25 protein-coding genes are annotated in these 25540 nt (G+C 64.1%); 12 read left to right on the top strand and 13 right to left on the bottom strand.

Going from position 1 to position 25540, the window contains the following annotated elements:
* Positions 1–193 (top strand): hypothetical protein (locus AUL36_RS24480; protein WP_210168881.1); only part of this gene is annotated, 193 nt, incomplete at its 5' end.
* A gap of 599 nt (positions 194–792) precedes the next feature.
* Here the strand turns inward: AUL36_RS24480 and AUL36_RS21385 are convergent.
* From AUL36_RS21385 to AUL36_RS21355, 7 genes are all read right to left on the bottom strand, one after another.
* Positions 793–2265 (bottom strand): sensor histidine kinase, encoded by a 1473-nt coding sequence (locus AUL36_RS21385; RefSeq protein ID WP_244497190.1) that lies wholly within the window; start codon positions 2263–2265, stop codon positions 793–795.
* 345 nt (positions 2266–2610) lie between these two features.
* Complete coding sequence (locus AUL36_RS21380) at positions 2611–3381, bottom strand: IclR family transcriptional regulator (RefSeq protein WP_062224066.1); 771 nt, start codon at positions 3379–3381, stop codon at positions 2611–2613.
* A 28-nt stretch (positions 3382–3409) separates the two neighbouring features.
* On the bottom strand, positions 3410–3793 hold the full coding sequence (locus AUL36_RS21375) for a RidA family protein (RefSeq protein WP_058601042.1): 384 nt from the start codon (positions 3791–3793) through the stop codon (positions 3410–3412).
* Between the two features lie 18 nt (positions 3794–3811).
* Positions 3812–4582 (bottom strand): amino acid ABC transporter ATP-binding protein, encoded by a 771-nt coding sequence (locus AUL36_RS21370; RefSeq protein WP_062224064.1) that lies wholly within the window; start codon positions 4580–4582, stop codon positions 3812–3814.
* A gap of 11 nt (positions 4583–4593) precedes the next feature.
* Positions 4594–5256, bottom strand: coding sequence for an amino acid ABC transporter permease (locus tag AUL36_RS21365; protein WP_058633469.1), 663 nt, complete (start codon positions 5254–5256; stop codon positions 4594–4596).
* A 6-nt stretch (positions 5257–5262) separates the two neighbouring features.
* A complete protein-coding gene (locus tag AUL36_RS21360) occupies positions 5263–5925 on the bottom strand; it encodes an amino acid ABC transporter permease (protein ID WP_062224062.1) in 663 nt (220 codons plus the stop codon).
* 72 nt (positions 5926–5997) lie between these two features.
* Entirely contained in the window at positions 5998–6804 is an 807-nt protein-coding gene (locus AUL36_RS21355) for a transporter substrate-binding domain-containing protein (protein WP_374700795.1), read from the bottom strand.
* Positions 6805–6967: 163 nt separating this feature from the next.
* Between AUL36_RS21355 and AUL36_RS21350 the strand changes: the two genes are divergently transcribed.
* Positions 6968–7381, top strand: a complete 414-nt coding sequence (locus AUL36_RS21350; RefSeq protein WP_062224057.1) for a hypothetical protein — start codon at positions 6968–6970, stop codon at positions 7379–7381.
* Between the two features lie 332 nt (positions 7382–7713).
* Here the strand turns inward: AUL36_RS21350 and AUL36_RS21345 are convergent, their stop codons facing one another.
* Positions 7714–9003, bottom strand: coding sequence for an O-antigen ligase family protein (locus AUL36_RS21345; protein ID WP_062224055.1), 1290 nt, complete (start codon positions 9001–9003; stop codon positions 7714–7716).
* 493 nt (positions 9004–9496) lie between these two features.
* Here AUL36_RS21345 and AUL36_RS21340 point away from each other — a divergent pair, with 493 nt between their 5' ends.
* The 8 genes from AUL36_RS21340 (at position 9497) to AUL36_RS21305 (ending at position 19148) form a co-directional block, all read left to right on the top strand.
* Positions 9497–10576, top strand: a complete 1080-nt coding sequence (locus AUL36_RS21340) for an acyltransferase family protein (protein ID WP_062224053.1) — start codon at positions 9497–9499, stop codon at positions 10574–10576.
* A 243-nt stretch (positions 10577–10819) separates the two neighbouring features.
* Positions 10820–11872 carry an LLM class flavin-dependent oxidoreductase gene (locus AUL36_RS21335; RefSeq protein WP_062224051.1) on the top strand — a complete coding sequence of 351 codons (1053 nt, stop codon included), beginning with the start codon at positions 10820–10822 and terminating at the stop codon, positions 11870–11872.
* A gap of 350 nt (positions 11873–12222) precedes the next feature.
* The gene (locus AUL36_RS21330; RefSeq protein WP_062224048.1) at positions 12223–13779 is read left to right on the top strand and encodes a sugar ABC transporter ATP-binding protein; all 1557 of its coding nucleotides are present in this window, start codon (positions 12223–12225) and stop codon (positions 13777–13779) included.
* Complete coding sequence (locus AUL36_RS21325) at positions 13776–14777, top strand: ABC transporter permease (protein WP_062224047.1); 1002 nt, start codon at positions 13776–13778, stop codon at positions 14775–14777. The genes AUL36_RS21330 and AUL36_RS21325 overlap by 4 nt, the downstream gene beginning before the upstream one ends.
* An 83-nt stretch (positions 14778–14860) precedes the next feature.
* On the top strand, positions 14861–15805 hold the full coding sequence (locus AUL36_RS21320; protein ID WP_062224045.1) for a substrate-binding domain-containing protein: 945 nt from the start codon (positions 14861–14863) through the stop codon (positions 15803–15805).
* Between the two features lie 180 nt (positions 15806–15985).
* Complete coding sequence (gene gstA / locus AUL36_RS21315) at positions 15986–16591, top strand: glutathione transferase GstA (protein ID WP_062224044.1); 606 nt, start codon at positions 15986–15988, stop codon at positions 16589–16591.
* 130 nt (positions 16592–16721) lie between these two features.
* Positions 16722–16967 (top strand): hypothetical protein, encoded by a 246-nt coding sequence (locus AUL36_RS21310; protein WP_058601055.1) that lies wholly within the window; start codon positions 16722–16724, stop codon positions 16965–16967.
* A 135-nt stretch (positions 16968–17102) separates the two neighbouring features.
* Entirely contained in the window at positions 17103–19148 is a 2046-nt protein-coding gene (locus AUL36_RS21305; protein WP_062224042.1) for a transglycosylase domain-containing protein, read from the top strand.
* Position 19149: 1 nt separating this feature from the next.
* Here the strand turns inward: AUL36_RS21305 and AUL36_RS21300 are convergent, their stop codons facing one another.
* Together AUL36_RS21300 and AUL36_RS24345 are read right to left on the bottom strand one after the other, a co-directional pair.
* Positions 19150–19380, bottom strand: a complete 231-nt coding sequence (locus tag AUL36_RS21300) for a hypothetical protein (RefSeq protein WP_058601057.1) — start codon at positions 19378–19380, stop codon at positions 19150–19152.
* 82 nt (positions 19381–19462) lie between these two features.
* A complete protein-coding gene (locus AUL36_RS24345) occupies positions 19463–19636 on the bottom strand; it encodes a hypothetical protein (RefSeq protein WP_192843885.1) in 174 nt (57 codons plus the stop codon).
* A gap of 188 nt (positions 19637–19824) precedes the next feature.
* Here AUL36_RS24345 and AUL36_RS21295 point away from each other — a divergent pair, with 188 nt between their 5' ends.
* Entirely contained in the window at positions 19825–22119 is a 2295-nt protein-coding gene (locus AUL36_RS21295) for a helicase-related protein (protein WP_192843884.1), read from the top strand.
* Positions 22120–22239: 120 nt separating this feature from the next.
* The gene (locus tag AUL36_RS21290) at positions 22240–23070 is read left to right on the top strand and encodes an aldo/keto reductase (RefSeq protein WP_062224037.1); all 831 of its coding nucleotides are present in this window, start codon (positions 22240–22242) and stop codon (positions 23068–23070) included.
* 80 nt (positions 23071–23150) lie between these two features.
* On the opposite strand, the gene AUL36_RS21285 is transcribed toward AUL36_RS21290, so the two are convergent.
* The 3 genes from AUL36_RS21285 to AUL36_RS21275 are packed head-to-tail and all read right to left on the bottom strand — an operon-like array spanning position 23151 to position 25536.
* Complete coding sequence (locus AUL36_RS21285) at positions 23151–23792, bottom strand: hypothetical protein (protein WP_062224035.1); 642 nt, start codon at positions 23790–23792, stop codon at positions 23151–23153.
* A gap of 59 nt (positions 23793–23851) precedes the next feature.
* Complete coding sequence (locus AUL36_RS21280) at positions 23852–24625, bottom strand: VOC family protein (RefSeq protein ID WP_062224033.1); 774 nt, start codon at positions 24623–24625, stop codon at positions 23852–23854.
* Positions 24622–25536 carry an SMP-30/gluconolactonase/LRE family protein gene (locus AUL36_RS21275; RefSeq protein WP_062224031.1) on the bottom strand — a complete coding sequence of 305 codons (915 nt, stop codon included), beginning with the start codon at positions 25534–25536 and terminating at the stop codon, positions 24622–24624. Before AUL36_RS21275 ends, AUL36_RS21280 begins: the two co-directional genes overlap by 4 nt.
* Positions 25537–25540 lie beyond the last annotated feature (4 nt).

The following is a 25540-nucleotide window of genomic DNA, read 5'->3' as shown; positions in this document are numbered from 1 at the left end:
ATTCGAACGTTCACAACTTGGCGGGGATGATGATGTCGTCGGCATGTTCGCGGACGTAGCGAAGACGCTTTTCATTCCGGACCACCGAGAGGACACGAAGCCCAGCCTCCGCCCTTACAGCTTGCTTGCGCCATATCGGCCCCCGAAATTGGCGCGGCGATCAAACGGCAACGGCCTCGTCGGCACCGCATGACACCTTCCAGCCCACCATCGCAAGTCCCAGGGTGAAATCGCTGACCGAGCGATCCGGTGAGAAACCGCGCACATCGAAGATGCTTTCGCGGACCTGTGCGAGCTTGCCGTCCCCGACGATAGGAATGAAGCCAGAAGACCTTCAGCAGACTTGAAGAACGACGCTATTGTCTGGGTCGTTGAAGATGTTTGCAGTCATGCAGTCTCTGGCGCTTCGTGCAGTTCGCTCCGATCGATCGGCAAGCTAAATCATACCCATTGGCTTTACGTCCAAGGACCGGGACGATTGCCTCACGCCAGCGCCCGAGCTTCGAGCACGGTAGCCGTAAGTGTCGGGCACATTTTCTACTGTCGAGCACGCCAACTTCAGCGTCCGCCTCAAGGTCGCGACAAGGCTCGGCTCATCGCGGGCTCTCAATCGGCGACCCGACCCGCATCCAAAGCAGGGACACGTTGGCGCGGTAGACAGCGATGGATTCGGCATGACCATCCTCCCTGCGCATCGTGAAGGAAAACTTAGGCCTCCCAGAATGGTTCGGTCAAGCGTCGGTCGTGGGCCTCCGCTCACCAAGGACAGGGAGAGATCCCCTGGAAAACCGTTCAGGCGCGCTGACTCACACCCGTCAAGATGAACCGAATGCCTTGGTGATCGAAGTGGATGCGCCCCTCGCCCTGGAAGTAGCCAGCGACGATGCGCTCAATCAATCTTGAGCCGAAGCCGCGGCGCCCCGGCATGACGACGGACGGTCCGCCGGTTTCGATCCAATGGAACGCGAACGCGCCATCCACGATGTCCCAGCACACGGCAACACGACCCGTGTCGTTCGACAGGGCACCATACTTCGCTGCATTCGTCGCCAGCTCGTGGATGGCCAGCGACAAGCCAAGAGCCTGCTGGGCGCTCAGCCCGAGAGGAGGCCCGCTCGCATCGATCCTGCGGTCGCCAGCCTGGTGGGGGGCGATGGAGGCTTCGACGACCTCGCCGATATCCGCTTCCTCGAAGCTCGACCGAACCAGAAGATCCTGTGCCCGTGCCAGCGCCGATATGCGGGTGAACACGGCCTCGCGGGCTTCTTCCATGTCGGTTGCCTGCCGCAGGGTCTGAGCGGTGATCGCCTGCACCATCGCCAGCAGGTTCTTCATGCGATGCGACAGCTCTTGATTCAGGACCGCCCGCGCCTCTTCGGACTCCTTCAGGGCCGAGACGTCGCGTGAGACGGACAGGATACGTTCCGGCTTCCCGTCGGCCCCGAAGATCGGGGAGACCTGAACGTCCCAGTAGCGCCGGTTGCCTTTCATGGTGTTGGCATAGCCGAGAAAACTCGCAGGCACGCCCGACCGAGCGGAAGCGACGGCGGCCTTCGCGGCGGCATTGCCCTCACCTTGCCAGAAGTCGGGCCAGGGGCAGCCGTCAATGTCGTTGAAGTCCGACACCTCCATGACCTTCTGCCCGCCCTCGCTCATGAAGACGAGATTCGCGTCGAGATCCAGGACCTTGATGCAGTCGTTCGATGACGCCAGAACGCTGCGCAGGAACTCCTTGCTCTCGCCCAAACGAGCGACGGCCTCGTCACGCCCGTCCTGCGCGGCGATTTGCGCGGTCGTCTCGTTGGCGATGTTGAGGAGACCGGCGACTGCGCCTGTCTCATCTCGCACTGGTGAGTAGGCGAAGGTCCACCACGTATCCTCGGCATGACCGTTCCGCGTCATGAGGAGCGGCGTGTCCCTGAACGTCAGCGTCTCGCCAGCGAAGGTACGAGCGACCAATGGCTCGATGTCAGCCCAAACATCCGACCAAACCTTTTGGATCGGCATGCCGAGGACATAGGGATGCTGCGTGCCAAGGATCGCAGCGTACCGGTCGTTATAGAGGAAAATGCGCTCTGGCCCCCACAGGAGGCACATGGCGTTGCCGGCGTGGAGCATCACGTCGACAACCGTTCGAAGGCTTTGGGGCCAGGTCGAGGGAGAGCCGAGCGGGCCGGCGGACCAGTCGAACCGTTCGATCAGATCCGACATGTGCATGGAAGCATCGCTGCCGGTGACCGCCGCCGGTTCTGCGTACATCGTCACGTGCAAGCCCAACTCTATGATGCGGCCACCGTTTCCAACCCGAGCCGTAACCGGACATGTAGGGTATCCACGAGCGATCCGATAGGGGAAACCGACCCCTGGAGGCGATCCATCCACTATCGACCCGTTTGTGCCGCTCAGGATGATCGGGGCTTGGTCCGAAAGCGGTCGCTCTATCTAGCTGGCGCGCGGCAGCGGCGGCCGAAAACCATCTGGTGCATTGGTTTTGTTGAGCCAGGCTAGAGAACCATACGTTCTTCACCGCCTGCGGGTGGCAATGCGCCCCCCCTGCCAGCTCGGATCTCGCAGCAAATGCTGTCTACGGTTCTGAGGCTGGCGGCTTCGTCAGGCGAAGGAGGGTTCGAGCGCCGCGGCGGCGAGAGCGAGCTTGGCCAGATAGTCCGCGTGATTGCGAAGAGCATCGGCCTTGGGCGCGACGAGACAGAGCGTGGCCGCTGCCGTGCCGTCTGGTCGGGTGATCGGCACCGCGAAGCAATGCGTGTAGCTGTCCACGATGGAGTCGAAGGTGAAATGCCCTTCCGCAACGGCCTTCCGGGCCTGCCTTGCGAACTCTTCGGGTAAAAGCCACTCGCCGGAGGGCAATTGGAAATCTTCGGCAGGCACCATGGCGCGAATTTCGTCTTCGCTGAGGTGGCCGAGCAGAAGGCGGCCGGAGGCGGTCCAAGGAATGGGCGTACGCTCGCCGACGCTCGATGAGATGCGGAAGGGCCGTGAGCCTTCGCGCATCATCGCGACCGTGTACTTGTTTCCGTCGAGGAGACAGAACTGGGCGGTCTCCTGCGTTTCGGCGGCAAGGCGATCAAGCACCATCGAGACGCGGCTCGGCAGGTCGGAATGATCGCCATAGGCCTGGCCGTAGAGGAACAGGCGGCGACCCAGGAAAACGCGCCCCTCCGTATCGGCCGCTTCCAGGACGTCGAGCTTCACGAGTGCGGCGACGATCTCGTAGATGGTCGATCGCGGCGCGCCCATGGCGGCCGCGATCTCGTTGGGACGGAGCGGACGGCCCGCCTCGCGCAAGGCGTCGAGGATGTCGAAGGCCCGATCGAGCCCACGGGCTCGCCGGTTGACGGTCTCCTCCACGCGCTTGTCCATCCCTTGTCTCCGATGCTCGATCCCGCGCTTATTTCCGCTTGAAGGCCACGCAGTCAATCTCGACCTTGCAATCCACCATCATGGAGGACTGAACGCAGGCGCGGGCCGGCGGGTGGTCCTTGAAATACTGGGCGTAGACGCCGTTGAAGCTCCAGAAGTCGCGGGGGTCGTCCAGCCAGACGCCGACGCGCACCACATCCTCCAGCCCGTATCCGGCCTCGGTCAGGATGGCGATGACGTTCGCCATGGTCTTGTGGGTCTGCTCGACGATGCCGCCCGGCACGATCTCGCCATTCTCCATGGCGACCTGGCCGGAAACGTAAAGCCAGCCGTCGGCTTCCACCGCGCGGGCGAAGGGCAGCGGCTTGCCGCCGGCGCCGGTCTCGCCGGCTCCGTAGCGCTTGAGGGTCATGCGTCGTGTCCTGTTCTGTCAGTTGAAACGGGAGGATTGGAGGAAGGCGGCAAGACGCTCGGTCCTGGGAGCAGCGAACATCTCGCGCGGATTTCCTTCCTCGCCGATGCGGCCGCCATTCATGAAGATGACGCGGCTCGACACCTCGTAGGCGAAGCGCATCTCGTGGGTGACGAGAAGCATGGTCATGCCGTCCTCGGCGAGCGAGCGCACGACCTGCAGCACCTCGGCGACGAGTTCGGGATCGAGCGCGGACGTCACCTCGTCGAACAGCATGAGTCGCGGGCTCATGGCGATGGCGCGCGCGATCGCCACACGCTGCTGCTGGCCGCCCGAGAGCTTGGAGGGATAGTGGTCCTTGCGGGCCAGGAGGCCAACGCGGTCGAGCCATGTCTCGCCCAGCGCCCGCGCTTCGTCGCGGCCCATGCGGCGCACCAGTGTCAGGCCGAGCGTCACGTTCTCCAGCGCCGTCATATGCGGAAAGAGATTGAACTGCTGGAAGGCCATGCCGGTCAGCGCGCGCTGGCGGGCGATCTCCTTTTCGCTCTTGCGCTGGCGTCTGCCGTTCTGGGTGGAGAAGCCGATCTCCTCCCCGTCGATGCGGATCGTGCCGCCCTCGAACTCCTCCAGCACGTTGACGCAACGCAGCATCGTGGTCTTGCCCGAGCCCGACGAGCCGATGATCGAGATCACCTCGCCGGGCTTCACGTCACAGTCGACGCCCTTCAGCACCTCGACCGGACCGTAACTCTTGCGCAGATCCCGGATTTCCAGAAGATTCGCGGTCATGGAAGCGCCTTTCACGCGAGGCTCACGCGGCGCTCGACGTACCGGCCGAGACGCTCGATGGCAAAGTTGACGAGGAAGTAGAGAAGCCCGGCGAGGAGGTAGAACTCGAGGCTGTGGAAGGCGCGGCTGATGACCTCCTGTGTGCGCAGGAGCAGCTCGGCGACCCCGATCACCGATAGGAGCGTCGAGGCCTTGACCATCTCGGCCGCCGTGTTGATCAGCGGCGGCAGAGCGAGGCGCAGCGCCTGCGGTCCGAGGACGTAGCGAAAGGTCTGCCCGAAGGTCAGGCCGATGGCTTTCGCCGCTTCCGTCTGTCCCTTGTGCAGGGTTTGGAGCGCGCCGCGCGTGATCTCGCCGACATGCGAAGCGCAGAACAGCGTCAATGCCAGGACACCAGCCTGGAAGGCGGTGAGATCCAGCCCGACCGTGCCGAGGATGTAGAAGCTCGCGAGTACCAGGACGAGGACGGGCGTGCCCCGGATCACGTCGGTGTAGACGCGGGCGAGGAAGCGCACCGCACGGTTGCCGTAGGTGAGAGCGAGGCCAAGGCCGGTGCCGAGCACCGTGCCGCCGAGGATGGCCGCGAGGGAGATGGCGACCGTGGTGCCGAGGCCGTAGAGAAGCGGCCAGCGAGCGATCCAGACGATCTCGAAGAAGGAGGGAGGAGCGTTCACAGGGCCTTACCTCGAAACGGCGAGCCGCGCTTCGACGCGGCGCAAAAGGGCGGCCAGGATCGAGCAGGTCGCGATATAGAGCCCGCTTGCCACGATCCAGGTCTCGATCACGCGGAAGGTCTCGACATTGATCTTGCGCGCCTCGAAGGTGAGTTCGGGCACGGCGATGGCGGCCGCGAGCGAGGTGTCCTTGAAGAGCCCGATGAAGGTGCTCCCAAGCGCGGGCAGGACCGCGCGGAACATGACAGGCAGGATGATGCGGCGGCGGATTTGTCCTTCCGTCAGACCGATGGCGAGGCCCGCCTCACGAAGACCCTTGGGCACTCCGAGGAGCCCGCCCCGAAAGACCTCGGCCAGATAGGCCGCCGAATAGAGCGCCAGCGCCAGGACGAAAGAGTTCCCTTTCGACAGCCGCAGCCCGAGTTGAGGCAGCGCGAAAAAGGAAAAGAGGACGATCACCAGGAGCGGCAGGTTGCGGAACAGCGTGATATAGGCGCTCGCCGGAACCGACAGGACCCGCGACCGGCTGATGCGCCCGAAGGCGAGGACGAGGCCGAGCGCGCAGCCGATGCCGATCGCCACGAAGGCCAGCACGAGGCTGAGGCCGAGCCCCCGCAGGAGGTCGTCGAAGTTCCGCCAGACGGCGTCGAAATTGAGGGTGTATCCCATCGGGATCGCTCGTTTGCGGCGTTTGGGGCGAGGCGGTCCGGGCGCAGTAGCCCAGACCGCCGGCTCAGGTGATTACTTGAACTCGACGGGGAAGCCGATCGCCGGAGGCGGCAGATCCTTGCCGAACCACTTCTTGAACGAGGCGGCATAGGTGTCGAACTCGACGCCCGTCATCGCCTCGTGCAGGGCCGTGTTGACGAAGTTCAGCCAGTCCTGGTCGCCCTTGGCGACGGCGCAGGCATAGGTCTGCGGGCTCCAGCCGTAGCCGGCATCCTTGTACTGTCCGGGGTTTTGCGTGACGTACCAGGCGATGGACGACTGGTCGGTGGCGGCCGCATCCGCGCGGCCCGATTGAAGTGCCTGGTAGAGAAGGTCCTGCGACTCGTACTGATCGACGCTCGCCTCGGGCAACGCCTTATGGACGAGCTCTTCGGCATAGACGTTCTGAAGAACGGCGATCGTGACGGACGAGCCGGCCGCCTTCAGCGCGGCGTAGTCGGCGTATTGGCCACCCTCCTTCAGCATCAGGCCAACGCCCTCGCGATAGTACGGAATGGTGAAGTTGACCTGCTGGGCACGCTCACCGGTCACGGTCATGAACTGGCAGGTCATATCGACCTTGCCGGTCGTGATGTTGGGGATGCGCGCATCGGAGGACTGGTTGACGAACTCGACCTTCTCCGCGTCGCCGAACAAAGCCTTGGCAACGATCTTAGCCATGTCGACGTCGAAGCCCTGAAGCGTGTCCGACGCGTCCTTGAAGTGCCAGGGCGCATTCGTCGAGCCGGTGCCGACGACGAGCTTTCCGCGTGCCAGGACGTCGTCGAGCTTCGCCGCCGACGCGGCACCGGGGAAAAGAGCGACGGAGGCGGTCGCCATAAGCCCGAGAACTACTGCCTTCACATCCATTGCCATTTTCTCCTACATTGTCCGCTATAAGGGACACCTGACCGCAACAGCGGATTGCCTTATTTGTGGACGTGCCTCGATATTTGTCAACTGACTTTTAGGGGCGATCGGAAAACAGGATCTCGAGACCCCGATGGTGGTGGCCAATCGCGCAAAGGCGTTGCACAGTGCCCCGAGGAGACATGGCAATCGGCCTCGGCAGGGCTTGCCGGCGGCCCCCATCAAGATCCACAAGCTCCCGAGGGCGGCAAAAGGGCAAATCGCAGCCGAGGTTGTCGGGATCACCTGCCGCGAGATCGAGGACATCGAGGCGCTGCCGAGCGAAACGCCCGAGATCGCGAACGTGCCCCTCACCGAACGGATGCTTGGGGCGTCGAAGCTTGCGCGGCTGGCGGCGCTTGCAAGACGCGTGCGCCGGACCACCGTGCCTGGCCGCCGCGCGATCTTGGACGGCCTCACGGCGGCCTTTCTGGGCGACGCGCAGCTCTTTTCGTGCTCTGGCCGAGCGCGGCACCGTTGGACGCCGTTGCGGCGTCCAGCTACCTGATGAGGGTGCCACCCTCTCCCGGCATGTCGCCGAAGCGCAGGGGCTCGCGTCTGGCGGTTTGATGACCTATCTCAGCGCCGCCGGCGGCCAAGCCGCAGCGATGGCGTTCCGCGCCGAGACGGAGGTTGCCGTCGAGCATCAGGGATTGGCGGTGCAAGTTGTGTCGTCAGTTGGAACGCCGACCTCTGGCAGACCCGCGCCGACAGCGCCGCCGCCGCGCCCCGGCGGCACCCATACTCGCAACAGGTCGATCCCGATTAACGGGTGGTATCGAGCCCACCCTCATACAGCGCACATGACCGCTGCGATCTCTTCACGGCCTGCTTGGCAGTTCAGAGCCGTCTGTTACCGTAGATGTAGCCCAAGCCGACAGAACGAACGGATAGCGTCCGGAACACCAGAAGAAGGTACCCTTCGACCGTGGAGCTGAACACGCCTCGCCCTTCGGAGATGCTGGCGAGGAGGATCGCGAAAGCAAACATCGCGCATATGGCAGATTCCGTTGTGCGATGCCGGAACGGAGCGACGAATGCCATGTATGCGAGGGCTGACACGTAAGCGGTCAATCCGAGAATACCCCCCTCGCCGAATGCCAGGATATAGGCGTTGTGAGGCTGCCGGATCGTACCCAACTCTTCCAGCATGTAGAAAAGGGTCATGACGGTGCGAGACTCGCCTGAAAAGGACCCGGGCCCCAGCCCTATGAACCAGTTCTTGTAGGCTTCCTTGAGATAGGCCGACCAGATCACGGTTCGCCCAGTCAAGGTTGGATCCCGTCCCAAGGACTGTGTGATGTCGGTCCAGTAGATCAGGACGAACGCGACAAGAGCCGCCACGCTGACGATAATGAGCGTCGACGCGATCGGCGTCGTGACGCGCGCGCGCAGGATTGCCATGATCAAAGCCATGTAGGAGATCGCGCCAATCGCGATGGAGAGCGCCCCCATCGATCCGGACATGACGAGGCAGAGAGCCGAACCAATTCCCAAAAGCGCTGTGCGCATCCTTCCGATCGTCGGATGGAACGCATAGGCGCAAAGGAAGCCGCACATGGCCAGATAGCCGAACGTGTTCTTCTGCGTGAAAACGCCAACCCAAACCATCTCGCCACCATAGGCAGAGACGCCAACGGCTGGATTGAGAATGGACATCGCGATGGACGCGAGCACCAGCAGCAGCAGCGTGTAGGTGAGAACGAATGCGATTGTTCTGGGTTTCAGCATGGCAGCCGAAACGAAGGCGCTGAAGAACATCAACAACCAGAAGGTGATCGATCTGACCGAGATCAGGAGATTTTCACCCAAGAGCCCGGATACGGTCCCCACCGCCAGAAACGGAATAAAGGGTAGAAGCGCCCGCAGCGGAATCCGGTACGAATCACGCAGCAAGAAGACGAAAGAAGCCAGGGATATACTTCCCCAGAGCAGATATCGGAACGGCGTTCCGAACATCTGCTGACCTTCCAGCGAAGCCGAGGCAGCATTGAATCCGCCCCAGTACCAAGCGCCGCTGAACTGGATGATCGACAGGACGATCAGCAGCTTGAAGATGCCCTGCTCCAAGAAGGCGTTGGCAGCGCCATCAAGGCCAGTGCCGGCTGTGGGCTGGCGAACGCTCACCATGACGGACCGACCATCAGCACAGAGCACGGGGCGCCCAATTCAAACCTCAAACCGGATGCCAAGGGGTCTTTGATGGTCATAACGCGCCTGCGGTCTCGGTCGCTGCCTGAAATCATCTAATCCATATATACCAAAGGACGGTATTGCCGAATTTCGCTGTCGGGGTCCGCCGCGCGCTATTGACGATCGCACTTTGTCCCATGCGGTTTCGCTTGATACGAGGTCGCTATTCCCAACACCCGGTTCCCGACATTCGGTTCCCAAGCTACCTCGGACGCCTTTGAATGAGACCCTGGCCGGCTCTCGACCCCCGGCGATTCCGGTCTGGCTGGCGCTGACGACAAATCGGGGCGGACGATCCATTCGGAGGATTTGCGACCTCTCCATACGGTCGCAAAACGATCCTCCCTACCAGAATCTTCGATATCTGCTATCGACGGGCGCAAGGAATGGCCCTGGCGCGGCTCACGCCTGACAATGGATCGGTGCTGGAATGAACAAGACCATCTACGAGCTTCAGATCCTTCGATTCATAGCGTCGATGATGGTGTTGATCAGCCACGTCCAGCACGAAGCTTCGGAGCAGCGCTTTCTCAATCTATCGGGCTTCGCTCCGATCACCCCCGTTTACTGGGGGGCGGGCGTCGACGTGTTTTTCGTGATCAGTGGGTTCATCATGTACCACCTGTGTCGCGATCGGTTCGGCGTGAATGGGGCTCCGGGGAATTTCATCGTACGCCGCCTCATTCGCATTGTGCCTCCCTATTGGGGGGCCACTGTCTGTATGCTTCTGGCCATCTGGTTGTTTGCGGGACATATCAGCCATGCGGCCATCGACCCCTGGCATGTCTTGGGATCCTTCCTCTTCTTCCCGGTCGAAAACCCCTATGGGCAATTCTACCCCGTGATGATTCTGGGCTGGACGCTGCAGTTCGAGGTCCTGTTTTACGTTGTGTTCTGCATCGGGCTGTTTTTCAGCAGGAAGGTCGGGCTGTCGATCATCCTAGGCGCGGTGACGCTTCTGGGACTTTCTCCTCTGATCGTTCATTTCCAATCTGGGCCAATGGCATTCTGGTCGAACTCGATCGTCCTCGAATTCGTCTATGGCATTGGCTTGGCGGAACTGCGTGCGCGTGGGGTCCGCTTGTCGGCTGCAAAAGGATGGGCGGTTTTCGCCGGTGGCTGCGCGCTTCTAGCATTGATGCAATTTGCCGGTCTCGCCTTCCAATATGGATTGAGAGCCATCTGGATCGGCCTTCCCGCGCTTGTGATGTGCGCTGGCCCTGCGCTGATAGCCCAGAAGAACCAAGCTGCCCCAAGCCTTCTCAAACGCGTCCTGGTGTTCGGCGGAGACGCCTCCTTCGCTTTGTATCTCTCGCATCCCTTCTCCATCAATCTGGTGGCGCTCGCGGCCGCTCGACTGGGGATCCAGAACCCTTGGACATACATGGCACTGGCCACGGCAGCGTCTCTCGTCGGCGCGGCATTGGTGTACGTGATGTTGGAGCGCCCCCTGACAACACGATTGAGCGAGGCGCTGCATATGCGAAGGCCACGCATTCTCGCGAGTTGACAGGGTCCGACTGGCGGCTTCGCGGATAGCTCGACCGTGTCGATCCCAGCGTGGGTCTGACCGCGGTATCGTTCAAGTCTGTCGAACACTGCTTCGCCAGGGATGAACATTATCTCCACGTGTCCGGCAACGTATGTTGGAGTTCGAACCGGTCGGGTCGAGACGGGAACGGATGCCCATTCGGGGCGGAACCTCCTGAAGCGGCGCTTCCCATGCCCGATCCAACGAGATGAGGAATTTCCCATGAAGAAGCTCGGCTTCCTGTCCTTCGGCCACTGGTCGCCCTCCCCGCATTCGGGCACCCGCTCGGCCGCCGACACGCTGCTGCAGTCCATCGATCTCGCGGTCGCAGCCGAGGAACTGGGCGCGGACGGCGCGTATTTTCGAGTCCATCATTTCGCGCGTCAGCTCGCCTCACCCTTCCCGCTCCTGGCGGCCGTCGGCGCGAAGACGAGCCGCATCGAGATTGGTACCGGCGTCATCGATATGCGCTACGAGAACCCGTTCTACATGGCGGAGGATGCGGGCTCGGCCGATCTGATCGCGGGCGGGCGCCTGCAGCTTGGCCTCAGCCGGGGCTCGCCCGAGCAGGTCGTGGACGGCTGGCGTCATTTCGGCTTCCAGCCAGCGCCCGGCGAAAGCGACGCCGATATGGGCCGTCGCCATGCTGAAGTGTTGCTCGAGCTGTTGAAGGGCGAAGGCTTCGCCCAGCCGAACCCGCGCCCGATGTTTCCCAATCCGCCCGGTCTTCTGCGGCTCGAGCCCTATTCGGAGGGCTTGCGCGAGCGCATCTGGTGGGGCTCGGCCTCGGACGCGACGGCCATCTGGGCCGCTCAACAGGGCATGAACCTGCAAAGCTCGACCCTCAAGGCCGATGAGACCGGCGAGCCCTTCCATGTCCAGCAGGCGCGGCAGATCCGGGCCTATCGCGAGGCCTGGAAGGAAGCCGGCCATGCGAGGACGCCGCGCGTCTCGGTGTCGCGCTCGATCTTCGCCTTGGTGAACGATCAGGATCGGGCGTATTTCGGTCGCGGCGACGGGGCCGATCAGGTCGGCGTGATCGACAATATGCGCGCCGTGTTCGGGCGCTCCTATGCGGCGGAGCCGGATCGACTGGTCGAGCAGCTGCGAGCCGACGAGGCGATCGCCGAGGCCGACACGCTGCTTCTGACCGTGCCGAACCAGCTGGGCGTCGCCTATAATGCTCACGTCATCGAGAGCATCCTGAAACATGTCGCTCCCGCTCTGGGCTGGCGCGGTGGCCCGGCCGCCGGCCCCGAGGCGAAAGCCGCCTGATACATCCGTTCGAAAGACGCCGGGTCCGCTCGGCGTCTTTCGCTTTCACCCCGAGTCCCATGCTGGCGTGATAGCCGGGATCGCGGGCCAATCGCTCACCTCAGGCTGATCGTCATCAAGCCTTCGTGTTGCACGCCGCGAAGTCCCAGTGCATGGCGTTGGGACGACTTGCTTCCCCGTCGAATTCTGATTTACGTAACTCACGGCTGCATCGCAGCTTGTCGGGTGGTTATGGGAGTGGCCGCTCGCGCCGGGGAGGAACGGTGAATGTCAAGGCTTCGGGAGGGGAGCGGCGGCGCTGCGCGCGGTCGCGGAAGCACGCATGTGCTGCTTGGCGGAGCGCGGTTCTGTTGAGCGCGCTCGCTGCGTCCCGGTCAGGTTCGCCCACCCCAGCCATTGCGGTCGAAGGCCTGGCGAAATCCTTCGGCCCGGTGGAGGTGCTGAAGGACATCAGCTTCGATCTCCGCCCCGGCGAAGTTCAGGCCATTATCGGCGAGAACGGCGCGGGCAAATCCACGCTCATGAAAGTCCTCGCCGGCCATCTCCAGCCAAGCGCCGGGCGTGTTCTGATCGAAGGCGCGCCAGTGCGCCTTGGTAGCCCGGCGGAAGCCGAAGCGCGCGGCATCGTTCTCGTTCATCAGGAAATCCTGCTCGCGCCCGATCTCACCGTTGCGCAGAACATCCATCTCGGACGGGAAGTCCGAAAGGGACTGGTGCTGGACGACCGAGCGATGAACGCCTCCGCCGCCGAGGCACTGGCCGGGCTCGGCGCGGCGATCGACCCGCGTGTCAGTGTCCGTTCGCTCTCCATCGCGCAGCGGCAGCTGGTGCAGATTGCCCGCGCGCTCAATGTCCCCCATCGCGTTGTGATCTTCGACGAGCCGACCGCCTCGCTGACGCCGCATGAGACCGAAGCCCTGCTGGCGGTCATCGAACAGATTCGCAGGCGCGGTGTCGGCGTTCTCTATATTTCGCACCGACTGCCCGAGGTGAAGCGGATCGCCGATCGCGTGACGGTGCTGCGCGATGGGCGGCTCGTCGGCACGCAGGATGCCGCCATGCTGGAGCCGGCCGACATGGCCCGGCTGATGGTCGGGCGCGACGTATCGAAGCTATATCCCGACCGCATCGCGCCGGCCGCAGGCGCGCCGGTTCTCCAGGCCCAGAATATCCGTGTGCCGGGCTATGTCCGCTCGGCGAGCTTTACGCTGCAGAGGGGCGAAATCCTCGGATTTGCTGGGCTTGTGGGCGCTGGACGCACGGAGCTTCTGGAGGGATTGCTCGGTCTTCGTCCGTCTGAAGGGTCCGTCACATTGGACGGGCGTCCCGTTCGATTTCGCGATGCGCGCGCCAGCATGGATGCCGGCATCGTCTATCTCAGCGAGGATCGAAAGGGCAAAGGGCTCCTCCTTCAGCAGTCGCTGCGCACCAACCTGACGCTGGCGGCGCTGGATCGCTTCACGCGCGGCCCACTTCTCAGCGCGGCTCAGGAGGAAGACGCGCTGAGCGAGGCCTTCCGCGAGTTCGATATTCGCGCGCGAAGGCGTGATCTCCTGGCCGGGCAATTGTCCGGCGGCAATCAGCAGAAACTTCTTCTGGCGAAGATGATGCTGCTGGCCCCCCGCATCGTCGTCATCGACGAGCCGACACGTGGCATCGATATCGGCACCAAGGAACAGATCTATCGGTTCATCGCGCGGCTGGCCGAAGAAGGAAAATCGGTCATCGTCATCTCCTCCGAGATGCCCGAGTTGATCGGCCTGTGCGACCGTATCCTCGTGATGCGCGAGGGCGTGATCGCGGGTGAGGTTTCGGGCGCGTCCATGACCGAGCGTGACATCGTGATGCTGGCGACCGGCGCCGGCGAGGAAGAGGCTGCGCTCGCGGCCGAGGGAACGAGCCTATGAGCGACGCCGCCACCACGCCGGCACAGACCCAAGCGCCGCGCCGCGAGATCGATTTGCGCGCGGTTGCGCCCTTCGTCGCGCTGGCCGCGCTGCTCATCTTCGGCGCGTTGCTGAACCCGAACTTTCTCGGGATCGACAATCTCACCAATGTCATCACGCGCTCGGCCTTCATCGCGATCGTGGCAATCGGCGCGACCTTCGTCATCTCGGCGGGCGGGCTTGACCTGTCGGTCGGCTCCATGGCGGCCTTCGTTGCCGGCACGATGATCCTTTTCCTCAACGCCGCGCCCGTGGAGGGCGCGGCGGGGATGATCGCGCTCGCCATGGCCATGGCGCTCGGGGTCGGGGCGCTGTGCGGGCTGGCGAACGGGCTGATCGTCACGCTCGGGCGCATCGAGCCCTTCATCGTGACGCTCGGAACGATGGGCATTTTCCGCGCCTTGACGATCTGGCTGGCCGAGGGTGGCTCCATCGCCATGGCCTCGCGCGACCTGCGCGCCGCCTATCGCCCGATCTATTTCGGCAATCTCTTCGGCGTGCCGATCCCTGTCGTCGTCATCCTCGTTGTCGCCGCGCTGGGCGCCTTCGTGCTCTATCGCACGCGCTTTGGCCGCCATGTGATGGCGGTGGGCTCCAGCGAGGACGTGGCGCGCTATTCCGGCATCAAGGTCGATCGCGTCCGCACGATCACCTACATCATCCAGGGCCTGTGCGTCGCCATTGCGGTACTCGTCTACGTGCCGCGCCTGGGCGCGGCCACCGCCACGACGGGCCTTCTCTGGGAGCTTCAGGCCATCACGGCCGTCGTCATCGGAGGCACGGCGCTGCGCGGCGGCGTCGGCCGGATCTGGGGCACGGTCTGCGGCGCGCTCATTCTGGAGCTCGTGGGTAATATCATGGTCCTGTCGAGCCTCGTCAGCGAATACCTCATCGGCGCGGTCCAAGGCGCGATCATCATCGTAGCGATGCTGATCCAGCGCTCGCTCGCCCGTCGCTGAGGCGGGGATATCGGCGCGCGGCCAAACCGGGGCCGGCCACGCGCAACGGAAAAGAAGGCCCAGGAATCGGGAGGAGACCCACAATGAAACGTATCGTCGCGAGCCTTGCCGCGCTCGCTGCCCTGTCCGCCGCGACCATCGCGCTGGCGCAGGAGAAGAAGGTCATGGCCGTCTCGATCCCGGCCGCCGATCACGGCTGGACCGGCGGCGTGGTCTACCATGCCGAGCGTGAAGCCAAGATACTGAAGGAGCGCTATCCGGGCCTTGAGATCATTTTGAAGACCTCGCCGGACGGCGCGGCGCAGGCCAACGCGCTGGAAGACCTGACGGCCCAAGGCATCGACGCGCTGGTGACGCTGCCGCACAATTCCGATGAGCTGACCGATCCGATCCGTCAGGTCAAGGACGGCGGCGTGTTCGTCACCGTCGTGGACCGCGCCCTCTCCGACCCTGCGATTCAGGATCTCTATGTCGCCGGCAACAATCTGGAGCTGGGCAAGGTCGCAGGCGAATATATCAAGGACCGGATGAAGGATGGCGGCGACGTCGTGGTCATTCGCGGTCTGCCCATCGTGATCGACGAAGAGCGGCAGAAGGGCTTCGACGAGGGCATCGCGGGTTCAAAGATCAAGGTGCTCGACCGCCAGTTCGGCAACTGGTCGCGCGACGACGCCTTCAAGGTGATGCAGGACTATCTCGCCAAATACCCCAAGATCGACGCGGTCTGGGCGCAGGACGACGACATGGTGGTCGGCATTCTCGAGGCGATCGAGCAGTCCGGCCGCAAGGACATCCAGTTCGTGGTCGGCGGCGCGGGCATGAAGGACATGATCAAGCGTGTGGCGGACGGCGACAAGATGGTGCCGGTGGACGTGCTCTATCCCCCCGCCATGATCGCGACCGCCATGGACCTGACCGCCGCCGGCCTTTTCGACCAGAACCCGGTGCGCGGGAAATACATTCTCGACGCCACGCTCGTGACGAAGGACAACGCCCAGGAATTCTACTACCCGGATTCTCCTTTCTAAGCAGTCGAACAATCTGACAGGACAAGCGAAGGGGCTTCAATGCGGCTCCTTCGCCGCCTCTAGGCCATCCAACGCCCATGCGGTCCACGCCTCGTTGACGATCCGTCTCCTTCGGCCTAGCTGCGCGGCTCGTGGCCTCGTGCCATGAAGCCGTAGCGATCCCCATCGGAGACTGATCGGATGAAGCTCTATTACAAGCCAGGCGCCTGCTCGCTCGCGCCCCATATCGTCGCCTGCGAGGCGGGTCTGCCGGTCGATCTGATCTCGGTCGATCTGATCCAGAAGAAGCTGGACGATGGCGCGGACTATTTCGCCGTCAATCCGAACGGCTATGTCCCCGCGCTCGACATCGGAGAAGGCCCCGTCCTCACAGAGGCGTCGGTGATCGTTCAGTATCTGGCGGACCATAAGCCGGAAGCGCGCTTGATGCCGCAGGCGGGCACGGTCGAGCGCTACCGCGCGCAGCAATGGCTCGCCTTCATCGCGACCGAGCTTCACAAGCAGTTCAGCCCGCTTTTCAAGCCCAATACGCCCGATGCCACCAAGGAGATTCAGAAGGAGCTTCTGGCCAAGCGTTTCGGCTTCTTGGACGAAGCGCTCGCCGGCAAAACCTATCTGATGGGCGAAAGCTTCACCGCCCCCGACGCCTATGCCTTCACGGTGCTGAGCTGGGCCGACCGGCTGAAGCTCGACATGTCGGCTTTCGAAAACATCGCCCGCTTCAAGGCAGCCGTTTCGGCACGTGCCGGTGTGCAGCAGGCGCTGCGCGAAGAAGGGCTGGCCTGACACCGATCCCGGCGGTTCGCGCGATGCGGACCGCCGGGAATGCTTCGCGATGGCAAGACACTTGGCCGTTGCGCCCACCTTCGGAAGCGGGATAGTTGCGGCTCACGATCTCAACCCGACCGGATGCGCCATGCCCGCCAAGACGCTGTTCATCGTCCAGCAGTTCGAACGGCAGGGCAAACGCCTCGTGGCCGGCCGACAGATGGACTTCAAGACCGCTCAGGAAGCCATCAGCCGGGCAGAGCGCGACGCCGCCCGCGTGTCGGGTGTGGTGGCCATTCAGCAGACCATCGATACGGACACGGGCGAAGTGCTGGAAGAGCCGATCCTGCTGGGGCGCCATGGCGACCTGCCGGCTGAGTTCAACGACAACTGATCGCGCTCGGGCGGTATGCCTCGCCTTCTAAGAACAGTTGCGAAAGCCTCCGCGCCTCTCCATCTGACATCACCGTGAGCAGGCGCGGACGCTTCCCATCGGCAGAGCCGCATCCTGGGTTCGCAGGAGTGTCGTTTGCGTTTCCCCAAGCTTGCCAGCCGCCGTATCACCATCGCTCTGTCATTGGCGCTTCTGGGCGCGCTGCTTCTGATCGCCATTCCCGGCGCCGGCCTCGTCGTGTCGTCCAGTTTGCCGGATGTCCGACAGCTCGACGCCATGTTGGACGCCTGTCAGGTCACGACGGTTTTCGAAGCCGAGCCCCGGCCCGGCGAAACGGGCGGCAAAACGGATCGTCTTCTCTGCCCGGACGCGGTCGGGCCGACGGGATTTTCCGAGGCGCTTCTGTCGGCGGTCGTCGCCAGCGAGGACGAGCGCTTTCTCGGCCATCGCGGCGTCGATGATCTCGCCGTCCTGCGCTCGCTTCTGCCGGGTTTTCCGGGCGGCGGCAGCACGATCACCCAGCAGGTCGCGCGCACGCTGTTCCTGAACGACGAACGGCTGCTTGGTTACGCTGCGCCCGGCAAGCTCCTGCGCAAATTGCGCGAATGGCATGTCGCGCTGGCGATCGAAGCCCTGCGCGACAAGCGCCAAATTCTGACGATCTATCTGAACATCGCCCCGCTTGGGAACGGCATTATCGGCTTCGATCCGGCCGCGCGCTATTATTTCGGCAAGCCCGCGCGTGATCTCGACGCGATGGAAGCGGCGACGCTTGTCGGCATGTTGCCGCAACCGATGAACCGCCAGCCGTTCAAGGAAGACATGGCCGAGGCTGCGAGCGCAGCCAACGCCGCCGACCGCGTGCTCGCCAAGATGCTGGCGCTCGGGCTGGTGACGCCGGCCGAAGCAACGGCAGCGCAGGCCAAGGTGACGCGCGTCCTGCGCAAGGGCACCCTGTCGCGCCCGCCGCATGAGACGCTGCTTGCGACCCTGAGGCCGATCGAATACCGCCGCGTGCGCGATTTCGCGGCGGTTCAACTCGCCGAACGTGGGCTCACCGGCGAGGCCACGCGGATCTTCCTGACACTCGATCCCGAATTGCAGGCACTGGCCGATCAGGCCACAGCCAAGCCGCCCAAGGATGCCGAGATGGCGGGCGTCGTGCTGGGGCCGCAGGCGCAGGTTCTGGCGATCTCGGGCGGCACCTATTCCACGTCGAGCTGGAACCCCGCCTGGCGCGCCAACCGATCGATCGGCTCTATCGCCAAGCCCCTGCTTTATTCCTTGGCTCTCGAACACGCGGGCGACATGCCCAAGACTTGGTCCACCGCGCCTTTGAAAGGCTACAACCCAGCCGAGCCCAACGGCGCCTGCCGCAGCGGGCTGACGCTGGAGACCTACCTGAAATACTCTTGCAACCGGCCGTTCGTGTCCATCGCGGCGCGCGAGCCCGCTTTGGCAACGCAACGCGTCACGGCCTTCGGCTGGCACGCGCCCGATAATCCTCTCCTGATCGCGACCGGCGGCGTTCATTCCAATCCGATGGACGTCGCCCTCGGCTATACGGCCTTTCGCAATGGCGGCCGTCTCCTGCGACCGCAGGTGATCGTGGCCGCGACGGGCACGGGCGGGCGCTTGCTGACCTTCGAGGAGCCGGACGAAGGGCGTCGGGTGCTTGCGCCCGACACGGCCAATGCCGTGCGCGCCGCGCTGTTTCAGCCGACATCGGCAGGCGGCAGCGCGGCGGCAGCGCGCGGGCGCAAGCACGCGGCTGCCGTCTGGGGCAAGACCGGCACCAGCGACGATGATCGCGATGCCTGGTTCGTCGGCTCCACCGTCGGCTGGACGGCCGCGATCCTGGCATGGCGGGAAGCGCCGGGTGTCGGCCAGATGAGCGGCGGCGGATTGTCGGCGGTTCGGTTCGGCCGCATGGTGGACGCGTACTGGCCCGATCGCAACTGGACGGGAATGCGGGACGGCCGCCTGCGGGATGGTGGTGCGGCCGTTTATGGCTGGTGGGCGCACCCGCAGCGCCTATGGAACTGGCTGGCCGCCAAGGCGACGATGGTGCTCGCCATCGCGTTGCTGGCGATGGCGTTGGGCTTGCTGACGGGTCACAGGTCCAAGGCCCCGACCCCACCGGCAGAAGACCCTGACCCGGACAGCGTCCGCGAGGTCTAGGTCAGGAGGCGATCTCGCGCCTCGCGCCGGTGATCATGCGCCGAGCGATCTCCCTCACGGCCTCGTCATCCTTGGTGTCGTCGCGGGCGGGGTCGCCGAGATGGCTGAGGCTGCCTTCGATATGGTCGAGAAGCCCCGGCTGACGCATCTCGACATATTCGATCAGCTTAAAGAGCACATGCTCGGCGGCAATTTCGCGGCGGCGGGCTTGGATGGCGATGTCGTTCGTCATGGTTTCCTCCTATGGGTTTTGCGCAACGCGAAAATCCCGGAAAGCACCTTGCGACCTGACGTCGCTGCCACCGCGACGGCGATCAGGGTTTGCCGTCGCCCAGCGCCTTCCGGCGTGCCGCCGCCTTTCGATTGGCCCATTCGATCCGGGCGTCCTTGTTCTGCTCCGCCTGCAGACGAGCGGCCTTCAGGCGCTCGGACTTCTGCTTCACGGTCTCTTCCTGACCCCCGCGAGGTGGTTCGCTCTTGTTCGTCATCCCGGCATCCTTCCTAGTGGGAAGCTTTCCACTCTGTAAGCGTCCTACATGACAGCGCCCACAAGCCGAAGCGCGATGGGAACAGGGTGCCCGTTCGTTCTGGCACCGCACCATTCGCATCTGCTAATGCAGGCCGGGAATGATCCGGTGACCTGTCATCGACCGCCCGCCGCCTGATGGACCTCCCGATGCAGCCAGTTTCCAACTATCCGATCTCGATGTTGCCCGGCCTGACCGGACATTCGCTCGTGCGATGCCTCGAAATCGTCGGCGCGGGGCTCGTGCGCACGCTCGAGGTGCCCTTCGGCGACGGATCGAAGGACGACAGCGGCAAGCGCAAGGCGAGGCTGGTGCCGGCCGGGCGCGTCAAGGCGATGACGCAGATCCCCGAAGGCGCAATCGCACCGGACCCGGACGAGGACGATGCCGACCGCATCAGCCGGATCGCCTCGGCGCGCGCCGAGGAGGTTGTGCGGGTGCGCCGGATGCGCGACGGCTCCTTCGGCGGGTTCGAAGTCGAAGTGCCCGTGCTCGCCGCGATCTTTCCGACCGAGCGTCCAACACTGCTCATGGCCTTCGTGCGCCTGCGCGCGCCCAAGGGCGTTCACCAGCGCCTCGCGGACGATGAGCTCCTGCGCGATGGCGAGATCGAGCCGAGCGTCGCCTTCGTGGCCGAACGGGCCAGCGAAGCGGCGGCCAAGGCACGGGCTGGTCTCACCGCCCTCGCGGAGCGCTATTCGACCCAGTTCCAGAAGGCCACGGCCGACCTCGGCGACCCCTCCGCTTTCCTGCGCGCCGCCACGCAGGCCGATCTGGAGCGTTTCGTCTTCGCCGCGCAAGGTCCGGACGAGGACGAGTTGCAGCCGCCGTTGAACAAGTGGTTCGACAAGCTGCTTAGCTCCATGCGCGCGCTGCGCCTGCAAAGCCGACGCCGCGCGAGCTTTGCAGAGGCGTCCGGCTATGATCGATATCCCAACCTCTTCCCTCTGGCCCGTTCGATCGAGCGCAAACTCCTGTTTCTGGCGGGGCCGACCAATTCCGGCAAGACCTACGAGGCCATGCGCTTTGCCATCGAGGCGGCCACCGCCGAGGTTCTCTCGCCGCTTCGACTGCTCGCGCACGAACACCGCGAGGCGCTGACGCAGGGCGGCGCGCGCGCCGGTCTCATCACCGGCGAAGAGCGCGACGAAAGCGAGGACTTCACCCATTACGCCCGCACGATCGAAACGATCGATGTGGGGCGGCGCGTCGATGTCTGCGTGATCGACGAAATTCAGATGCTGGCCGACGAACAGCGCGGCTGGGCCTGGACGCAGGCGCTTTTCGGTGCGCCGGCCGATCTCGTCGTGATGACCGGCTCGCCCGACGCCATTCCCATGGTCGAGCGGCTGGCCAAGGTCTTGGGCGAGCCGCTGGAAGTGCGCCGGCTCGAACGCAAGAACGAGTTGGACGCGTGGCCCGAGCCGATCACCCTGCGCGATCTCCGGCGCGGCGATGCCGTGGTCGCCTTTTCGCGCGCGGCCGTTCATGATCTGCGCGAGGCCATCGTGCCGCTCGGCCTCTCGGTCGCCACCGTCTACGGCGCGCTCAGCCCCGAAGTGCGCCGGGCCGAGGCGGCCCGCTTTCGGCGCGGCGAGGCGGATGTGGTGGTGGCCACGGACGCGATCGGCATGGGGCTCAATCTGCCGGTGTCGCGTGTGTTTCTGGCAGCGATCGAGAAGTTCGACGGCACGCGGCGCCGCAATCTCTTTCATTCGGAAATCCGACAGATCGGCGGGCGTGCCGGCCGCTACGGCATGTTCGAGAAGGGCTGGGTCGGCGTCATCGGTGGCGGGGGATACGGTGTCGAGAAGATTCGCGCGGCGATCACGACACCGCCGAAAGAGCTTGTGGGGCGGGCCTTCGTGCGGCCGAACCGGGAAAGCGTCGCGCTGGCCGCCGAGTTTCTGGAAACCGACGATCTCGCGCAGATCCTAACCTTCCTGCGCTCGCGCATCGTCATGGACCATGCCGACCTGAAGATCGGCGACATGGACGAGGAAATCGAGAAGGCGCGCCGGCTGGCCCCGGTGAGGCTGCCGCTGCTCGATCGTCTCGCCTACGCGATCGTTCCCGTCTCGCTGCGCCATCCCTGGTTCATGGACACGGTGCTGACCTGGGCCCGCGCTCATGCGGCGGGCAAGCCCGCGCCCAAGCCGCCGCTGCGCTCGGGCGACCTGCAGCGACTGGAGGACGGCGTCAATCTCGCCACCGCTTGGCTCTGGCTCGCCCAGCGCTTTCCCACCGTCTATACGGATGCCGAAGAGGTACGCGACGGCGTCGCCGCTTTGAATGAGGCCATTGAGAAGAACCTCGTCAAGCTGTCCGCCATCAAACCGCTCGCCTCGCCGGCCAAGGCGCGTCCGCGCAATAGCAGGCGCGAGCGGGATCGGGTCAAGGGCTCGGACAGCGCCGGAAAGCATCCAACAGCCAACCACGATTGAATCTTCCGCCAATTGCTCGACTTTCCGGGGAAGCGCCCGAATTGGACCCCCATATTCCCTGTCGCCCGCATTCCGGCACATGGCAGGGCTTTTCATGTAGTTCCTTTCGGAGATGGTCCGATGACACAACAAAGCTCGATCGCCTTCCATGACGGTCGGTCGGTCCCTCAGGTCGGTCTCGGCGTCTGGCAGGTGCCGGACGACGTGGCGACCAACGCGGTTCAGGAAGCCTTGAAGGTCGGCTATCGCCATGTCGATACGGCCGCCATCTACGAAAACGAAAGAGGTACGGGCGCGGGCCTGCGCGGCGCCGATGTTCCACGCGACCAGCTGTTCGTGACGACCAAGCTCTGGAACGAGAACCAGGGCTTCGACCAGACCTTGCGAGCGTTCGACGAAAGCCTGTCTCGCCTCGGTCTCGATTTCGTCGATCTCTATCTTATCCATTGGCCTTCGCCGCGTCGCGGTCTGTTCGTGGACACGTGGAAGGCCTTCATCCGTCTTCGGGAAGAAGGGCGAGCGCGCTCCATCGGCGTGTCGAACTTCACGGTGGAGCATCTCGACCAGCTGATTTCCGAGACCGGCGTCGCTCCGGTCCTCAATCAGATCGAGCTTCATCCGCGCTTTCAGCAACGCGACCTGCGGCACGCTCACGCCGAACGAGGTATCGCGACCCAATCCTGGAGCCCGCTCGGGCAGGGCCAGCTTCTGAGCGACCCCGTGATCACGCGCATCGCGCAGAAGCACGGCAAGAGCCCGGCGCAGATCATCATCCGCTGGCATATCGACAGCGGCCTGATCGTCATTCCGAAATCCGTGACGCCGAGCCGCATCGCGGAGAATATCGACGTGTTCGGCTTTCAGCTGGGAGCAGACGACATGGAAGCGATCGCGCAGCTCGACGCGGCGGACGGGCGCATCGGCCCCGATCCGATGACCGCGACCTTCTGAGACACATCATAGCGTGGAGGATCGTCTGTAGCCGGACGATCCTCCATCGTACGTGCCTCTGTTTCGACTGCGCTGCGACGTCAGCGCAAAAGCCCCTCGGCTTGAAAGACCTCCCATCCTTCAAGTGTAGGCCGGCTTGCGGTCGCTTTCTTTGTCGCTTTCAAGGATGGGCTGCTCTTCTCCGTGCCTTTGGCGGAGCGTTTCAAAGCAGCCTTAGCCGCTGCGCGTCGTCTGGCTTCTGCGGCGGCTTCTCGATCCTCCTCGCGCCAAAGGCTCGGCAGGTCACGATCCAGAATATCCTCGATCCGCCGTGGGTCGAAGACGTGGAAGGTGACGGCTTTCGCACGTCCTCGCAATTTCACGGTCCATGTACCTGCGCTGGGGAGACGTCCATCCTTGGTCCAACGAAGACGCTCTCGGGGCAGAATGGTCAGGATGTCGTCCACCTCTCGCGGCAGCACCGGCAGCGTGTCGATCCCATCCAGTACCGTCTGCACCGCCTCACGGGCGCGCTCGAACGCCTCATCCTCGTCCGCATCGAAGGCCAGTCGGATCGCGCCGCTCTCGACGCTCAGACGATCGCGCAAAATCCAGGGCAGCTTGGCGGTCAGTTCGCGCTCGATCCCCTTGGCCCGCACGGCCGAGCCCATCGCCGCCGAGACCGGAAACGGCCATTCGGCGACCAATGCATTCCTTTCCACCGGGTTCTTCGTCTTGACCATGGTGTCTTAACGAATGCCGTGGGTAATCTTTCCAGGGCGACACGGCAGGCTGCGATCTTTCACAGGTTTGAGAAACGATGCCCGTCGGGATCGGCTTGGAGCGCTGACGCGAATGTCAGGCCGGACAGGATCAGTTCCGTCGCGAAGGGCGAGCCTTCGACTGCCGGAGCCGAAATTGCGGGTGGATCGACATAGGCGAGAAGCTCCAGATGCGGTGCTCCGCCCTGCCCCGTTTCGAGCGTCACGACGTCCACCGTCGCCGGACGCGAGAACCCGTCCAGTCGCCCTTGCTCCACGCCCGTGTTGCGCTGGCGCGCCTTCAGCCGATAACCAAGGCTCTCATAGAAGCGGATGGAGGCGTCCGCGTCGCTGACGGTGATGGCGCTATGATCGATCCCGAGAAAAGGCTCGCTCGTCTTGGCGATTGCCGGTCGCTGCTTCCAGCCACCGGGAAATTCCAAAAACTCCAGTGGATGGCCTTCGGGATCGCGGAACTTGAAAGCCGTGACACCGCCGGACGCTGCCGGCAGGCGCTCGGGCCCATCCGTCGAAATGGGTATCCACCCCTCCATGCGTTCGAGCCGGGCCATGGCCGCCTCCATGTCGGAAACGGGTATGGCAAAATGCTGGAACCCGGTTTCATTCGACAAGGGCGGATGCCCGGATGGAGCGGATGCCCGCCCGAGTTCGAAGCGCTGTGCTCCGAGGCGCAGCGCACAGACAAGCGAATCGCGCTCGATCTCCTCGCAACCGAACGTATCGACATAGAAGCGCGCGGTGGCCGCTGTGTCGCGGCAGAGCAGCCGAATGGCTTCGATACAGAGGCCGCTCATGGCCAGCGCGCTCCGCGCCGGTTGAGGAACACGGCGTAAAGCGTGTGGCTCGCGCCGATGAACAGGCGGTTCAAATGCGGCGATCCGCCGAAGCAGAGATTGGAGACCGTGGCGGGAAGGCGGATTCGCCCGAGAAGCTCGCCTTCGGGCGACAGGCAATGCACGCCGTCGCCCGCGCTGGACCAGATATTGCCATCTTCATCGATCGCCATCCCGTCCGTATAGCCGGGGGAAACCTTGGCGAAGTCGCGCAGCCCGCTCAGCGTATGGCCGTCCTCCACGACGTCGAAGACTCGCAGCACCTGCGTGGGCGATGCCTGCGTCTGATCTCCCGTCTCGGCCACATAGAGGCGTTGCTCATCGGGCGAAAAGGCGATGCCATTGGGCCCGGAGAAATCGAGGGACACGAGATCGAGGCGGCCGCTTTCGGGCTCCAGACGGTAGACGCCCGGCGCGGTTTCCGAGGGCTGCCGCGTGCCCTCGTAATCGTTGGAAATGCCGTAGACGGGATCGGTGAACCAGATCGAGCCATCGCTTTTGACCACGATGTCATTGGGCGAGTTGAGTCGCCGCCCTTCGAACCGATCGGCCAGAACATTGACCCGGCCGTCATGCTCCACGCGGGCGACGGCGCGCAAGCGGTTGGAGCAGAAGATGACGCGCCCTTCGCGATCCCTCGCCTGCCCGTTGGCTTGGTCGGACGGAAAGCGCCAGACGGAGAGGCCTGACGCCTCGCTCCACATCATGGTGCGATCTCGCGGCAGATCCTGGAATAGAAGACAGTTCCAGTCTCCCATCCAGACGAGCCCTTCGATCCAGCGGAAACCCTCCGCCAGCTTCTCCACCGGCGCGTTGACGAGGCGGTAGCGATCAAAGCGCGGATCGACCGTCTCGAATCCGATCTCGCTCATGCGC

This window comes from Aureimonas sp. D3 (genome assembly GCF_001463805.1).
GTDB classification, from domain to species: domain Bacteria; phylum Pseudomonadota; class Alphaproteobacteria; order Rhizobiales; family Rhizobiaceae; genus Aureimonas; species Aureimonas ureilytica_A.
The sequence above is the reverse complement of the archived record's forward strand: the minus strand, read 5'-3'. Positions and strand labels throughout refer to the sequence as shown.